A 15,679-nucleotide genomic window follows, 5' to 3' on the forward strand; every position below is an offset into this window, starting at 1 on the left:
CTACTCATCGGCTTCTCTGTCCATGGAGAAGCCCCGCGGGGGGAAGCCCGCGTTATACCTGTCAGTTAACCCAGTCGAATATTCAGGCTCTGAGCGTCCCCGGTGCGGGCGGCGCTGATCAGTTGTTGCCGCGATTGGGCGCTCAATGGGTTGATCCAGCTGACCACCGTGTGGCTGCGCCCCAGGCGCAACGCTTCGCAGGTCAGTTGCTGGGCGCTCTGGGTGCCCCGCGGTTGCAGCAACAGGATACGTTCGCGGTTGAGGCCGGCATCTCGCAACCAGGCTTGGGTCAGGCTGGCGGGCGGCGCGATCAATGTCAGCCAGCGTGCATCCTGGTCCTGACTCAATTCCCTGAGGATCGGTGCCAGAAGGCTCAGGCAGTTCCCGGCTGCACCACGCAGTGACAGCTCGCTGAAAGCGTCAGGTTCGGCGCTCCAGGGGGACTCGACCACGTCTTTCAGAATCGGCGCCAATGGCTGTGCCATGAACGCTTCGAACAACGACAGTTGGGCTTGCTGTGGTGATGTCTGTGGGAACTGCATGGTGCCTCCTTTAGCGGCGAATGACGCCGACGCTCAAGCCTTCGATCACCAGTTCCTGATCTTGAAGGTTCACTTCAATAGGGGCGAACTCGGGGTTCTCGGCGATCAGCCAGACCTTGCTGCCGTCACGCTTGAAGCGCTTGACGGTCACTTCGTCGCCGATTCGCGCAACCACGATCTGGCCGTTTCGGGCTTCGCGGGTGGTGTGGACCGCCAGCAGGTCGCCGTCGAAAATGCCGACATCCTTCATGCTCATCCCGTGGACGCGCAGCAGGTAGTCGGCGCGCGGATGGAAGAAGGCAGGATTGATGTTGCAGGACTCTTCGATGTGTTGCTGCGCAAGAATCGGGGCGCCGGCTGCGACCCGGCCAATGATCGGCAGGGTGGAATCATCGGCCTTGGCTTCGAAACCGGGGATGCGAATGCCACGGGAGGCGCCAGGCGTCATCTCGATGGCACCCTTGCGGGCCAACGCCTTGAGGTGTTCTTCCGCCGCATTGGGTGACTTGAAACCCAGTTCCTGAGCGATTTCCGCGCGGGTGGGTGGGTATCCGTTGTCTTCCAGGCAGCGTTTGATGAAAGCCAGAATCTCTGCTTGTCGTGGCGTCAGCTTTAGCATATCGATCGCTCTGTCTTTTTATACAGTGACTGGGATTATATACAGTGGAGCGGTCTTGGCAATGCTCCATTTTTCACTCGCCGCCGGACGGTCAATCAGTCAGTGGATTGAAGCTTTGTCGTTGTGTGGTTAAATGTCTGACCGACCATTCCCAAAACGAACCGCCAGACTTGACAAGGCACAGGCTGAAACGTATGTTTCAAACAAGTGTTTGTCAGGCGGAGTAGCCATGGCCCAGTCGGAAACCGTTGAACGCATTCTTGATGCCGCCGAGCAGTTGTTCGCGGAAAAAGGTTTCGCTGAAACCTCGTTGCGTCTGATCACCAGCAAGGCAGGTGTCAACCTGGCGGCGGTGAACTATCACTTCGGTTCGAAGAAGGCGTTGATCCAGGCGGTTTTCTCGCGGTTCCTCGGGCCGTTCTGCATCAGTCTCGATAAAGAGCTGGAGCGGCGCCAGGCCAAGCCTGAAATCAGGCCGACACTCGAAGAGTTGCTGGAAATCCTCGTCGAGCAGGCGCTGGTGGTGCAGCCGCGCAGCGGCAATGACCTGTCGATCTTCATGCGTTTGCTGGGGCTGGCGTTCAGCCAGAGCCAGGGGCACTTGCGTCGTTATCTGGAAGACATGTACGGCAAGGTGTTCCGCCGCTACATGATGCTGGTCAACGAAGCGGCGCCGCGTATTCCTCCTATCGAGCTGTTCTGGCGCGTGCACTTCATGCTGGGTGCGGCGGCGTTCAGCATGTCCGGTATCAAGGCCTTGCGCGCGATTGCCGAAACCGACTTCGGCGTGAACACTTCGATCGAGCAGGTCATGCGTCTGATGGTGCCATTCCTGGCCGCCGGCATGCGTGCCGAATCCGGTGTGACGGATGCGGCCATGGCCACTGCCCAGTTGCGTCCGCGCAGTAAATCGACACCGGTTGCCGCCAAGGTTTGACCGTACACGGGTGGGCGCGGCAGCTGACATCCGCTAAGCTAGCCGCCCATGCCGACTCTGTTTCTGAACCCGTTTCCCATCGATACCGCCGACCTGCCGGGCACAGCCCCTGGCGGCGTATTCGTGTGGGACGGGTTTTCTGTTATCAAGGAAAAACTATGACTGCTGGCTTGCAAGGCTCGTTGATGGTGGACGTCGCCGGTACCTGGCTGACGGCCGAAGATCGCCAATTGTTGCGCCAGCCCGAAGTGGGTGGCTTGATCATCTTTGCCCGTAACATCGAGCATCCGCGGCAAGTGCGCGAGCTGAGTGCAGCCATTCGCGCCATTCGTCCCGACCTGCTGTTGGCGGTGGATCAAGAGGGCGGCCGCGTGCAGCGCCTGCGCCAGGGTTTCGTGCGGTTGCCCGCCATGCGTGCCATTGCCGACAACCCGAACGCCGAATACCTGGCCGAGCAGTGCGGCTGGATCATGGCGACCGAAGTGTTGGCTGTTGGCCTGGACCTGAGTTTCGCCCCGGTGCTCGACCTCGATTACCAACGCAGCGCGGTGGTGGGTACCCGTTCGTTCGAGGGTGATCCGGAGCGCGCCGCCCTGTTGGCCGGTGCATTCATCCGCGGGATGAACAGCGCAGGCATGGCGGCCACCGGCAAGCACTTCCCCGGCCACGGCTGGGCCGAAGCGGATTCCCACGTCGCGATCCCGAATGATGAGCGCAGCCTCGATGAGATCCGCGCCAACGATCTGGTGCCCTTTGCCAAATTGAGCAAGCAACTGGCCGCGGTCATGCCCGCCCATGTGATCTACCCACAAGTCGACGCCCAGCCGGCCGGTTTTTCCCGGCGCTGGTTGCAGGAAATCCTGCGTGGCGAGTTGCAATTCGACGGGGTGATCTTCAGTGATGACTTGTCCATGGCGGGGGCTCACGTGGTCGGCGATGCCGCCAGTCGAATCGAAGCCGCGCTGACAGCCGGTTGCGACATGGGCCTGGTGTGCAACGACCGTGCGGCCGCCGAGCTCGCCCTGAGCGCTGCCCAGCGGCTGAAGGTCAAGCCGTCCGGGCGTATTGCACGGATGCGCGGCCAGTCGTTCGCCAGCACCGAATACCGTCAGGACCCTCGCTGGCTGACCGCTGTCGGTGCGCTCAAAGAAGCTCAATTGATTGATTAAGGACTGTTCGTTATGACGGTTTACGCAATTATCGGTGGCACTGGCCTGACTCAGCTCGAAGGCCTGAGCATTCGTCAGTCACTGACAGTGGGCACGCCTTACGGTGCCCCTTCGGCCGATGTCCAGATCGGTGAGTACGCCGGCAAGGAAGTGCTGTTCCTGGCACGTCACGGTCATCCGCATCGTTTTCCGCCGCATCAGGTCAACTACCGCGCCAACCTCTGGGCGCTGAAGCAGGCCGGGGCGCAGGCGATTCTCGCGGTCAATGCCGTGGGTGGCATCCATGCCGCCATGGGCACTGGGCATTTCTGCGTGCCGCACCAGTTGATCGACTACACCAGCGGTCGTGAACACACTTACTTTGCCGATGATCTGGAGCACGTCACCCATATCGACCTCAGCTATCCCTACAGCGAACCTTTGCGCCAGCAACTGATCGCGGCTTTGGCAGCGGAAGGCGTGGGCTACAGCAGTCATGGCGTGTATGCCTGCACTCAAGGGCCGCGTCTGGAGACGGTGGCTGAAATCGCCCGGCTGGAGCGCGATGGCTGCGACATCGTCGGCATGACGGGGATGCCGGAAGCGGCCCTGGCCCGCGAGCTGGAACTGGATTACGCCTGCCTGGCGCTGGTGGTGAACCCGGCGGCGGGCAAGTCGACGGCGGTGATCACCATGGCCGATATCGAGCAGGCTTTGCATGACGGCATGGGCAAGGTGAAATCGACGCTGGCGCGGGTGCTCGAGGGCTGATCAGTCGATACACCGAGTCGACCCCTTCGCGGGCAAGCCCGCTCCCACAGGTTCAGTGTCGTTCGCAGAAATTGTGTTCGACGCGGTCACTGTGGGAGCTGGCTTGCCAGCGAAGAGGCCGGTTCAAACACTGCAAATCTCAACGTTTTTCGAGGTTTTTCGGCAGTGGCGCAAACAGCGCCTCGATATCATCGTTCTGCAGTTTCCAGTCCCCGGCCTGGCGGCCATCCAGCACGCCGGCCGCGAGGTCGGATTTTTCCTTTTGCAGGTGCTGAATCTTTTCTTCCACCGTGCCGCGGGCAATCATTTTGTAAACGAACACCGGCTTCTCCTGGCCGATGCGATACGCCCGGTCGGTCGCCTGGTTTTCCGTTGCCGGGTTCCACCACGGGTCGTAATGAATCACCGTGTCCGCTTCGGTCAGGTTCAGGCCCACGCCACCGGCCTTGAGGCTGATCAGAAAAATCTGACGCTTGCCGCTCTGGAATTCCTTCACGGGGGTGCGGCGGTCGCGGGTCTGGCCGGTCAGCAGGGCGTAGGCCACGCCGCGTTTGTTCAGTTCGTCCTCGATCAGCGACAGCATTGAAGTGAACTGGGAGAACAGCAGGATCCGCCGACCTTCCTCGAACAATTCCTCGAGCATTTCCATCAGGCTGTCGAGCTTGCCTGACGTGCTGCCACGGCTTGGCAGGGGCGCTTCGTTGACCAGGCGCAAATCGCAGCACACCTGGCGCAGCTTGAGCAGCGCTTCCAGAATGATGATCTGGCTGCGGGCCACGCCTTTGCGGGTGATCTCGTCGCGGACTTTCTTGTCCATGGCCAGGCGCATCGTCTCGTAGACATCGCGTTGGGCCTCGTTGAGCTCGACCCAGTGGATGATCTCGGTTTTCGGTGGCAGCTCGGTGGCCACCTGTTCCTTGGTGCGGCGCAGCAGGAACGGCTTGATCCGGCCGTTGAGGTGCTGAAGCCTGACCTCGCTGGTGCGTTTTTCAATCGGCACGCGGTAATCGCGGTTGAAGCTTTTGACGTCACCCAGCCAGCCGGGCAGGAGGAAGTGGAACAGCGACCACAGTTCGCCGAGATGGTTTTCCAGCGGTGTGCCGCTCAGGCACAGGCGCTGCCGGGCGTTGAGCTCGCGGGCAGCCTGGGCGGCCTTGCTGCCCGGGTTCTTGATGTATTGCGCTTCATCCAGCACCAGTATGTGCAAGGGCTGCGCCGCGAGGCGTTCGACATCCTTGGGCAGCAGCGCATAGGTGGTCAGGATCAGGTCGTAGTCGGCCAGCTTGTCGAAGTGCTTCTTGCGGCTGGCACCGTACAGCGCCAGGACTTTGAGCTGCGGCGTAAAGTGCGCCGCTTCGTCGAGCCAGTTGGGGATCAGGCTGGTCGGCATCACGACCATGCACGGCCGATCGAGGCGGCCGGCGTTTTTCTCGCTCAGGACGTGCGCCAGTGTCTGCAGGGTTTTGCCCAGGCCCATGTCGTCCGCGAGAATTCCGCCCACTTCCAGCTGTCGCAGTGACTGCATCCAACTCAAGCCTTCGAGCTGATAAGGGCGCAGCGTTGCATTCAGGCCGTCCGGGACGGTGGCCGTGTGGTCCTTGATATCGCGCAGGCGCTGGGCAAAGGTGCGAATCTGCTCTCCACCTTCCCAGAGCAGTGGCATGTCTTCCAGCGGGTTCAGGCGCGTGGCATCGGCCTTGCTCAGGCGCAGTGTGGTTTCGCCGGGCTCCTGCAGGTAGAACTCGCCGAGGGTTGCCAGCACCGGCTTCAGGCGGCCGAAGGGCAGGGCGACTTGCAGCGGGCCGTGTTCGGAGTTCGGGCGATGGGGGATATTGACCAGGATCAGCTCGTCGTCGCGCCGTCGGGCAAGGCGTTCCGGGTTGAGGATTTCGGTGTGGGAACGCATCAGGTTGAGCAGGATCGGCAGCAGGCTCAGGCGTTCGCCGTTGACGATGATCCCCAGTTCCAGGTCGAACCAGTCGCGCTCCGGTACCTGTTCGACCGTGGCGTACCAGTCGTCTACCGCCGTCAGGTCGAACCCGAAGTCCTCGTCGATCTGCAATTCCCAGCCGTGGGTGCGCAACTTCGGCAGTTCATTGAGGGTGAAGGTCAGCCAGGCGCTGTCATTGACCATCTCGAACAGCTCGCCGGCACTTTCCGGCAAGGCCTTGCTTTGCCGGGTGGCCACTTTGAAGCCGAGGATTCGCAGCTGTTCCCGGTAGGACTGTTCCACTTCCGGGTGGCGTTTTATCCGCAGCGTCTGGGTTTCCTGACGAATCAGGATGTCGGCGTTTTTCTGACCGCTGACGTACTCGTCCAGGTAACTGAAAGACAGCGCCGCGCGATGCTGAATGTAACGCTGCATTCGACCGTTGCGCGGTTCGAACGCGCTGAACTCGATGCTGGCCAGCCACAGGCGCGGGACGGGCTGCACATTGTCCACCAGCACCTGTGGCGGGGCTTTCGGGCTGCGGTTTTCCAGGACGGCCTGGAGTTTTTCCAGGAGTTCGGCGTCTTTGGCGGCGGCGGGGTAGTCGAGGGTTTCCTGCACTTGCAGGAGCACCGCTGCGCAATGCTTGCAGTTGTTGTGGACCGGGCAGGAGCAGGTGGCGTCGACCATCAGCAGGGTGCCCTTGGCTGACTCGCGCAGGCGAATGGTCTGACGGTAGACGTTACCGCCAGAGCCTTCGCAGGCGGCGATGATCGTGGCGTCGCCGGCTTCAACGATCCTGACACGATTCTCCAGCGCGTAGCGACGGCCACGCTCCAGGCTCTGTTCCTTGAATCGGCTGACCCAGGACGGCGCCAGGGGTTTGCTCAGGGTCGCTGACATAGGGACTTCAATCAGTCCGGAATTTCTTCGGGAGCTGGGCGAGGGGCTGGGGCGGTCAGCGAGGTGATCTTGATCAGCAGGCCGAGGTGGCCGTTGTCGAGGAAGTTCAGCTGGCCGTTCTTGGTGTGGCTTTCCTGTTTCAAGCGCTCGCTGGCAGTCACCATGCCATTGGCATCGATCTGATTGACCCAGAAATCGGCGTCGACGTCGGTAAAGCGTCCCAGTTTCATGTTCAGCGTGCCCTCGATCGGGAACTGACCATATTGTTCCTTGCCGTCGCTGATCGCCACTTTGCTGCCAGCTTCGCCGAGGGTCTGTTGCCAGGCCTTGTGCAGCAACACCGTGTAGTCGGCACTGCTGGTGAGTTTTTCGACCTCGCCGTTCAGGCTTGGCGTGCGCAGGCTGTCGGGGCTGACGGGTTGGGCGCCAGCCGCCCAGTCTTCCGGCGCGGCACGGCTGACAATCGCCGGCACGGCGTTTTGCCGGACCAGAATCATTTCGACCTGATACAGGTCATCGGCAAATGCCGTAGGCGCAACCAGTGCCGGCATCAACAGGGTCAGCAAAGTCAGTGAGCGAAACAGGCGCATGCGGCGTCCTTCAAGCAGTTGTCGGAACGAGGCGCTCGAAAAGCGCCTCTACAGTATTAAAGCGCTCTTCCGGGCGCTCCATCGGAACCATGAACTTGAACATCGTGGCGCCTTCGAATTTGTAGCGTTTTGGCTGGCTCTGGATCAGCTTGATCAGGGTCAGCGGGTCGACCGGCGTCTGTGCGGCGAACTCGACGCGACCGCCTTGGGGGCCGCCATCGACTTTCTTGATGCCCAGCTGCTCGGCCTGCAACTTCAATGCAGTGATGCGGATCAGGTTCTTGGTCGGTTCCGGCAACAGGCCGAAACGATCGATCATCTCCACCTGCAGATCCTTCAGGCCGTCTTCATCGGTGGCCGAGGCAATGCGCTTGTAGAGAATCAGGCGCGCGTGGACATCCGGCAGATAGTCTTCCGGAATCAGTGCCGGTACGCGCAAGTTGACTTCCGGACCACCGCCCAGCGGTTGATCGAGGTTTGGCTGCTCACCCTTGCGGATCGACTTCACTGCGCGCTCGAGCATTTCCATGTACAGCGTGAAACCGACAGCCTGGATCTGCCCGCTCTGGCCGTCACCGAGCAGTTCGCCGGCGCCACGGATTTCCAGGTCGTTGGTGGCGAGCACGAAGCCCGCGCCGAGGTCCTGGGTGTTGGCAATCGCTTCCAGGCGCTTTTCCGCGTCCGGGGTGATTTGCTGGCGCGGTGGCGTCAGCAGGTAGGCGTATGCCTGGTGGTGGCTGCGCCCGACCCGGCCGCGCAATTGGTGCAGCTGTGCCAGGCCGAACTTGTCGGCGCGCTCGATGATGATGGTGTTGGCGCTCGGCACGTCGATGCCGGTCTCGATGATGGTCGAGGCGATCAGCACGTTGAAGCGCTTGTGGTAGAAGTCGCTCATCACCTGTTCGAGTTCGCGTTCGCGCATCTGCCCGTGACCGATGCCGATGCGCGCTTCCGGTACCAGTTCGGCAAGGTCGGCGGCGCATTTCTCGATGGTCTTCACATCGTTGTGCAGGTAGTAGACCTGACCGCCACGCAGCAGCTCACGCAGCAGGGCCTCTTTGACCGTGCTCTTGTTCTGCTCCATGACGAAGGTGCGTACCGACAGGCGACGGGCCGGCGGTGTGGCGATGATCGACAGGTCGCGCATGCCCGACACCGCCATGTTCAGCGTGCGCGGAATCGGCGTGGCGGTCAGGGTCAGGATGTCGACTTCGCTGCGCAGCGCCTTGAGCTGTTCTTTCTGGCGCACGCCGAAACGGTGTTCCTCGTCGATGATCACCAGGCCCAGGTTCTTGATCTTGACGTCGTCCTGCAGCAGCTTGTGTGTGCCGATGACGATGTCGATCTTGCCTTCGGCCAGGTCTGCGACCGCCGCATTCACTTCCTTGGCCGACTTGAAGCGGCTCATCACTTCTACGGTCACCGGCCAGTCGGCGAAGCGGTCGCGGAAGCTGTTGTAGTGCTGCTGGGCGAGCAGGGTGGTCGGCACCAGGATCGCCACTTGCCTGCCGCCATGCACGGCAATGAACGCCGCGCGCATTGCCACTTCGGTCTTGCCGAAGCCGACGTCGCCGCACACCAGGCGATCCATGGGCTTGGGTGCGAGCATGTCTTCGCGCACCGCTTCGATGGTGGTCTGCTGGTCCGGGGTCTCTTCAAACGGGAAACCGGCGCTGAAGGTGGCGTAGTCGGCTTTCGGATCGGCGAAGGCGTAGCCTTCCCGGGCTGCGCGGCGCGCATAGATGTCGAGCAGCTCGGCGGCCACGTCGCGAACCTGTTCGGCGGCCTTGCGCTTGGCTTTCTGCCAGGTCTCGGAGCCGAGGCGGTGCAGCGGGGCCAGGGCATCGTCGCTGCCGGTGTAGCGGGCGATCAGGTGCAGGTTGGCCACCGGCACATACAGCTTGGCGCCTTCGGCGTATTCCAGGGCGAGGAACTCGGCGGTCTGGTTGTCGATTTCCAGGGTCGCCAGGCCCAGGTAGCGGCCGACACCGTGGTCGATATGCACCACTGGCGCACCTTCACGCAGTTCGGTGAGGTTCTTGATGACGGCATCGTTGTTGGCATCGGCGCGTTTTTCGCGGCGCCGACGCTGCATCACGCGCTGGCCGAACAGCGGGCTTTCGGCAACCAGGGCCAGGGCCGGGTCGTCGAGCTGCAGGCCTTCATCGAGCGGCGCGATGGTAATCGCCAGGCGCTCCTTGCCGGCGACAAAGTCCGGCCAGCTGTCGACGGTCTTCGGGCGCAGCTTCAGGCGTTCCAGCAGTTCCAGCAGCACTTCGCGGCGGCCTGCCGATTCGGCGGTAAACAACACGCGGCCGGGGAACTGGTCGAGGAAACCCGACAGCGCCGCCAGCGGCTGGGTGGCCTTGGCTTCGATGGCCAGGTTCGGCAATTCCCGCGCGGGAAAGCGCTCGCGGCCGGAACCGGTTTCCACGTCCTGCTGGCTGGCGACCACTCGTGGCCAACTCTTCAGGCGGGCGAAACAGTCTTCCACCGGCAGGAACAGCTCGGCGGGTGGCAATAAAGGACGGGACGGATCGACGCGGCGTTCTTGATAGCGATTGCGCACGTCGTTCCAGAAGTTTTCCGCCGCTTGCTCGATGCCTGGCAATGAGAACACTTGCGTGTCCTGGGGCAGGTAATCGAAGAGCGTGGAGGTTTCTTCAAAGAACAGTGGCAGGTAGTACTCGATGCCGGCCGGGGTGATTCCGCTGTTGAGGTCCTGGAAGATCGGGCAACGGCGGAAGTCGACATCGAAACGCTCGCGGAACCGGGCCTTGAAGCGGGTAACGGCTTCTTTCTCCAGCGGGAATTCCTTGGCCGGCAGCAGCTTGACCGAGTCCACCTTGTCGATGGAACGCTGGTTCTCCGGGTCGAAGGTGCGCAGGGTCTCGATTTCGTCGTCGAACAGGTCGATGCGATACGGCAGCTTGCTGCCCATCGGGAACAGGTCGATCAGTGAACCGCGTACGGTGAATTCGCCATGCTCGTACACGGTATCGACATAGCGATAACCGGTGGCTTCAAGCCGGGTGCGCATCTGTTCGACATCGAGCTTCTGGCCGACATCCAGCACCAGGCTGCTGCCAAGCAGGAATTTGGTCGGTGCCAGGCGGTGCAGGGCGGTGGTGATCGGTACCACCAGCACCCCGTGGCTCAGCTCCGGCAGTCGATAGAGCGCGGAGATTCGCTGGGAAATGATGTCCTGGTGCGGCGAGAACAGGTCGTAGGGCAGGGTTTCCCAGTCGGGAAAGTGCAATACGGGCAAATCCGGGGCGAAGAAACCCAGCTCCTGTTCCAGCCGTTCGGCACTTTGGCTGTCGGCGGTCAGCAGCAGGGTAAAGCGCTTGGCAGCGCTGGCGGCCTCGGCAATGGCCAGGCTCAGGGCGGCACCGGGCAGGTTGCCCCAGTGCTGTTTACCTGCCGCGGCAGGGAGAAGCGGTAGACGCAGAACGGGCACGGAAGGTTGAGCTCCAAGCGTTGCGACAAAGTCGGTAATTGTAGCGGTCTACGATGCCGCCTGTCAGTTGCTGACTGTGTCTAAAGCACGGGTTTGGCGAAATGTAGTGGTAAAGACAAAATTCGGCGCTTTTTTACCTAAAATTAATGAATATGTAGTGGCAAAAACAACGAGTGTTACGGAGGGTTACGGACAAGGTGGTGTGCCCTCCAAAAAATTGACTGCGCTACAAGTCCCGGTTTTATTGGGCTGGAGCGCGGCGTAATTTTTTTGAACGACGAATTGTTACGTAAAGCACGACGGGCGCGCATTGCTACGGCTGTCACTCGGCGGCATAATGTAGCCCCTTTTTTCTGCCCCTACATGTGGAAGGTTCCCGTGACTCAGAAGCCCGACCAGTGTCTTGGTGAATGGATCGACCGTGAAGCACTCGCAGAAGCGATGATTCCGCTTATCGGTCAGCTCTACCGCAATAACAACGTGGTGAGCTCGATCTATGGCCGCAGCCTGATCAACCGCTCGGTGATTTCGATCCTCAAAGCACACCGCTTTGCCCGTCATCGCCAGACCGACGAAACCGAACTCTCCGTCCACGAAACATTCCCGCTGCTCAAGGCGATGAGCGAGCTCAAGCTCGGCGCCGCCTCGGTAGACCTGGGCAAGCTGGCGGGCAAATACAAGGCCCAGGCCAATGGTCGTACTGCCGAGCAGTTCGTCCGTGAAGAGCTGGCCGACGTGGTTGGCCAGCAGAACGCTTCCGCCCGCAAAGGCACCGACGTTGTCCTGTACGGCTTCGGTCGTATCGGCCGTCTGCTGGCACGCATCCTGATCGAGAAAACCGGTGGTGGCGACGGCCTGCGCCTGCGCGCCATCGTTGTGCGCAAGGGCGCCGAGAACGACCTGGTCAAGCGCGCCAGCCTGCTGCGTCGCGACTCGGTCCATGGTCCGTTCGATGGCACCATCACCATTGATGAAGCCAACAACACCATCACCGCCAACGGCAACCTGATCCAGGTTATCTACGCCAAGAGCCCGGCCGAAGTCGACTACACCCAGTACGGCATCGAAAACGCCCTGATCGTCGACAACACCGGCGTATGGCGTGACGCTGACGGCCTGGGCCAGCACTTGGCCTGCCCTGGCGCTGCCCGCGTGATCCTCACCGCACCTGGCAAGGGCGCGCTGAAGAACATCGTGCACGGCATCAACCATGGCGACATCAGCCCTGACGACAAGATCATCTCGGCGGCTTCCTGCACCACCAACGCCATCGTGCCGGTGCTCAAGGCAGTCAACGACAAGTACGGCATCGTCAACGGCCACGTCGAAACCGTTCACTCGTTCACCAACGACCAGAACCTGATCGACAACTTCCACAAGGGCAGCCGTCGTGGCCGCGCCGCGCCGCTGAACATGGTAATCACCGAGACCGGTGCCGCCACCGCAGCCGCCAAGGCGCTGCCAGTGCTCAAGGGCAAGCTGACCGGCAACGCGATTCGCGTTCCTACGCCGAACGTGTCGATGGCCATCCTGAACCTGAACCTGGAAAAGGCCACCACTCGCGAAGAGATCAACGAGTACCTGCGCCAGATGGCCATGCACTCGGAACTGCACAAGCAGATCGACTACGTGAGCTCCCAGGAAGTGGTTTCCACCGACTTCGTTGGTTCGCGCCACGCAGGCGTAGTGGACGCTGAAGCGACCATCACCCAGGATAACCGCGTTGTTCTGTACGTCTGGTACGACAACGAGTTCGGTTACAGCTGCCAGGTGGTTCGCGTGATGGAAGACATGGCCGGTGTAAACCCGCCAGCATTCCCGCGCTAAGCCTTAGTTGCACATGAAAACGCCCCGACCTTGGTCGGGGCGTTTTTGTTTGCGCTGCTTTTGTCTATTGAGGGATATGTTGTTCGCTCTGGCCTCATCGCGGGCAAGCCCGCTCCCACAGTTCTACCGCACAATGGCTGGTCCTGGTGGCGTGTCAGGGGGGGGGCGTGGGGGGGGGGGGGAGGGGGGGGGAGAGGTTGTTCGCTCTGGCCTCATCGCGGGCAAGCCCGCTCCCACAGTTCTATCGCATAATGGCTGGTCCTGGCGGCGTGTCAGGGGGGGGTATTGGGGGGGGGGGGCTCGGGAATTGTTGATCAGGTGGCAGGGGGTGGTTTTTTTGCTGCTCGGCGCACTATCAGGCTGCGGCAACGGCGACACTCTGGAAAACTTCGGTGGCCCGACCATGGGCAGCACTTATTCGATCAAGTATGTGCGCCATGCCGGTCTTCCGGCGCCGGACGAAGTCCGTGTCGAGGTCGAGCAAATCCTTGCTGACATTGACCGGCAAATGTCGACGTACCGCAGTGACTCGGACATCGAGCGCTTCAATGCATTGCCGGCCAACCGCTGTCAGGCGATGCCTGCGCCGATCCTCGAACTGGTCCGCGTGGGCGAGCAACTGTCGGTGCAAAGCGACGGTTCCTACGACCTGACGGTGGTGCCGTTGCTGAACCTCTGGGGCTTCGGCCCGCAGGCCCGTGAGGAAAAGGTCCCGACCGCCGAAGCACTCGCTGAAGCCCGCAGCCGCGTCGGTCACCAACATTTGCGCATCGACGGCGACCAGTTGTGCAAGGACGCCGCCGTCGAGGTCGATTTCAACAGCATCGCCGCCGGTTATGCGGTGGACACGATTGCCGCAAGGCTCGAGGCCATGGGCATTCACGATTACCTCGCGGAAGCGACGGGGGAGCTCAAGGCGTCCGGCAGGAAGGCCGACGGTTCGCCATGGCGCATTGCCCTGGAAGAACCTCGGGATGACCGGCAAGTCGCCGAGCGCGTCGTGCTTGTCGACGGATATGGCCTGTCCACCTCCGGCGACTACCGGAATTATTTTGAGCAGGGTGGCCAGCGTTTTTCCCACACCTTCGATGCGCGTACCGGTGCGCCGGTCTCGCATGCCCTGGCGTCGGTCACGGTCATTCATCCTTCGGCATTGATGGCCGATGGCTTATCGACGCTGTTGCTGATTCTCGGCCCGGAGCGCGGTTGGGACTACGCAGAAAAACACGATATCGGCGCATTTTTTGTGATTCGTGCCGATACAGGTTTCGTCACACGCAGCAGTCACGCTTTTGAACGCCTCAGTGGCAAAAAAACCAAGTGATTGTGGCGATTTGAGCATTGAAAACTGGCGTTGTAGTGCAGGCAAAAGTAGCCTACGACGCGACCAAGGGTTAATGTGCGCGGCGTTGACGCTTCTATAGACTGTGTCCGGGTTCTGCACTGACCCCAAATTGTTCCTTCATGCCGCAGGTTGGCGTGATTTAGCCGCAGGTGCCGAGGGTGCCGCGGCCTGTTCTGAGGAGTACGCATGGCTGTCTACAACTACGACGTGGTGGTGTTGGGTTCCGGCCCGGCGGGGGAAGGCGCGGCAATGAACGCCGCCAAGGCAGGGCGCAAGGTGGCGATGGTCGATAGCCGTCGCCAGGTCGGCGGCAACTGCACTCACTTGGGCACCATCCCGTCCAAGGCACTGCGTCACTCGGTGCGGCAGATCATGCAGTTCAACACCAACCCGATGTTCCGGGCCATTGGCGAACCACGCTGGTTCTCGTTCCCGGACGTGTTGAAAAGCGCCGAGAAGGTCATCTCCAAACAAGTCGCTTCGCGTACCGGCTACTACGCCCGTAACCGCGTCGACGTGTTCTTCGGCACCGGCAGCTTCGCCGACGAGCAAACCATCGAAGTGGTCTGCGCCAACGGCGTGGTCGAAAAACTGGTGGCCAAGCACATCATCATCGCTACCGGTTCGCGTCCTTATCGCCCGGCGGACATCGATTTCCACCACCCGCGTATCTACGATAGCGACACCATCCTCAGCCTCGGCCACACCCCGCGCAAACTCATCGTTTACGGCGCTGGCGTGATCGGCTGCGAATACGCCTCGATCTTCAGTGGCCTGGGCGTGCTGGTCGAACTGGTGGACAACCGTGGTCAATTGCTCAGCTTCCTGGATTCGGAAATCTCCCAGGCCCTGAGTTATCACTTCAGCAACAACAACATCACGGTTCGCCACAACGAAGACTACGACCGTGTCGAAGGCGTGGACAATGGCGTGATCCTGCACCTCAAGTCCGGCAAGAAGATCAAGGCCGACGCCTTGCTCTGGTGCAACGGTCGTACCGGCAACACCGACCAGTTGGGTCTGGAAAACATCGGCGTGAAGGTCAACAGCCGTGGCCAGATCGAAGTCGACGAGGCGTACCGCACTTGCGTGCCGAACATCTACGGCGCCGGTGACGTGATCGGCTGGCCAAGCCTGGCCAGTGCCGCCCACGACCAGGGCCGTTCGGCCGCTGGCAGCATCGTGGACAACGGTAGCTGGCGTTTTGTGAACGACGTGCCAACCGGCATCTACACCATTCCGGAGATCAGCTCGATCGGCAAGAACGAGCAGGAGCTGACCCAGGCCAAGGTGCCGTACGAAGTCGGCAAGGCGTTCTTCAAGAGCATGGCGCGGGCGCAGATCGCCGGCGAGCCGCAAGGCATGCTGAAGATCCTGTTCCACCGCGAGACCCTGGAAGTGCTGGGCGTTCACTGCTTCGGTTATCAGGCGTCGGAGATCGTGCACATCGGCCAGGCGATCATGAACCAGCCGGGCGAACTGAACACGCTCAAGTACTTCGTCAACACCACGTTCAACTACCCGACCATGGCCGAAGCCTATCGGGTAGCGGCGTACGACGGCCTCAACCGGCTTTTTTGAGCGGCTCCGGCCGGTGGCCTGAGCCG

General features: G+C 61.4%; 11 protein-coding genes. 6 read left to right on the forward strand and 5 right to left on the reverse strand.

Going from position 1 to position 15,679, the window contains the following annotated elements:
• Positions 1 to 65 precede the first annotated feature (65 nt).
• Both sulA and lexA read right to left on the reverse strand, forming a co-directional pair.
• Positions 66 to 542 carry an SOS-induced cell division inhibitor SulA gene (gene sulA, locus ACLD1X_RS06275; RefSeq protein WP_429366592.1) on the reverse strand — a complete coding sequence of 159 codons (477 nt, stop codon included), beginning with the start codon at positions 540 to 542 and terminating at the stop codon, positions 66 to 68.
• A gap of 10 nt (positions 543 to 552) precedes the next feature.
• Positions 553 to 1,161, reverse strand: a complete 609-nt coding sequence (gene lexA, locus ACLD1X_RS06280) for a transcriptional repressor LexA (RefSeq protein ID WP_007974043.1) — start codon at positions 1,159 to 1,161, stop codon at positions 553 to 555.
• Between the two features lie 229 nt (positions 1,162 to 1,390).
• Here lexA and ACLD1X_RS06285 point away from each other — a divergent pair, with 229 nt between their 5' ends.
• From ACLD1X_RS06285 to ACLD1X_RS06295, 3 genes are all read left to right on the forward strand, one after another.
• On the forward strand, positions 1,391 to 2,098 hold the full coding sequence (locus ACLD1X_RS06285; RefSeq protein WP_057400206.1) for a TetR/AcrR family transcriptional regulator: 708 nt from the start codon (positions 1,391 to 1,393) through the stop codon (positions 2,096 to 2,098).
• Between the two features lie 170 nt (positions 2,099 to 2,268).
• Positions 2,269 to 3,267 (forward strand): beta-N-acetylhexosaminidase, encoded by a 999-nt coding sequence (gene nagZ / locus ACLD1X_RS06290; RefSeq protein ID WP_429366708.1) that lies wholly within the window; start codon positions 2,269 to 2,271, stop codon positions 3,265 to 3,267.
• A gap of 12 nt (positions 3,268 to 3,279) precedes the next feature.
• Positions 3,280 to 4,017, forward strand: coding sequence for an S-methyl-5'-thioinosine phosphorylase (locus tag ACLD1X_RS06295; protein WP_429366593.1), 738 nt, complete (start codon positions 3,280 to 3,282; stop codon positions 4,015 to 4,017).
• A gap of 139 nt (positions 4,018 to 4,156) precedes the next feature.
• Here the strand turns inward: ACLD1X_RS06295 and ACLD1X_RS06300 are convergent, their stop codons facing one another.
• From ACLD1X_RS06300 to mfd, 3 genes are read right to left on the reverse strand one after another with little or no spacing between them, the layout of a single operon-like run.
• On the reverse strand, positions 4,157 to 6,850 hold the full coding sequence (locus ACLD1X_RS06300; RefSeq protein ID WP_429366594.1) for an SNF2-related protein: 2,694 nt from the start codon (positions 6,848 to 6,850) through the stop codon (positions 4,157 to 4,159).
• Positions 6,851 to 6,861: 11 nt separating this feature from the next.
• Positions 6,862 to 7,440 carry a CsiV family protein gene (locus ACLD1X_RS06305; protein WP_413421419.1) on the reverse strand — a complete coding sequence of 193 codons (579 nt, stop codon included), beginning with the start codon at positions 7,438 to 7,440 and terminating at the stop codon, positions 6,862 to 6,864.
• 10 nt (positions 7,441 to 7,450) lie between these two features.
• Entirely contained in the window at positions 7,451 to 10,900 is a 3,450-nt protein-coding gene (gene mfd, locus ACLD1X_RS06310; protein ID WP_429366595.1) for a transcription-repair coupling factor, read from the reverse strand.
• A 363-nt stretch (positions 10,901 to 11,263) separates the two neighbouring features.
• Here mfd and ACLD1X_RS06315 point away from each other — a divergent pair, with 363 nt between their 5' ends.
• The 3 genes from ACLD1X_RS06315 (at position 11,264) to sthA (ending at position 15,653) form a co-directional block, all read left to right on the forward strand.
• Positions 11,264 to 12,727, forward strand: coding sequence for a glyceraldehyde-3-phosphate dehydrogenase (locus tag ACLD1X_RS06315; protein ID WP_429366596.1), 1,464 nt, complete (start codon positions 11,264 to 11,266; stop codon positions 12,725 to 12,727).
• 307 nt (positions 12,728 to 13,034) lie between these two features.
• The gene (locus ACLD1X_RS06320; protein WP_429366597.1) at positions 13,035 to 14,051 is read left to right on the forward strand and encodes an FAD:protein FMN transferase; all 1,017 of its coding nucleotides are present in this window, start codon (positions 13,035 to 13,037) and stop codon (positions 14,049 to 14,051) included.
• A 207-nt stretch (positions 14,052 to 14,258) separates the two neighbouring features.
• A complete protein-coding gene (sthA, locus tag ACLD1X_RS06325; protein ID WP_007984277.1) occupies positions 14,259 to 15,653 on the forward strand; it encodes a Si-specific NAD(P)(+) transhydrogenase in 1,395 nt (464 codons plus the stop codon).
• Positions 15,654 to 15,679 lie beyond the last annotated feature (26 nt).

The organism is Pseudomonas sp. 18173, assembly GCF_050432945.1.
Taxonomy (GTDB): Bacteria; Pseudomonadota; Gammaproteobacteria; order Pseudomonadales; family Pseudomonadaceae; genus Aquipseudomonas.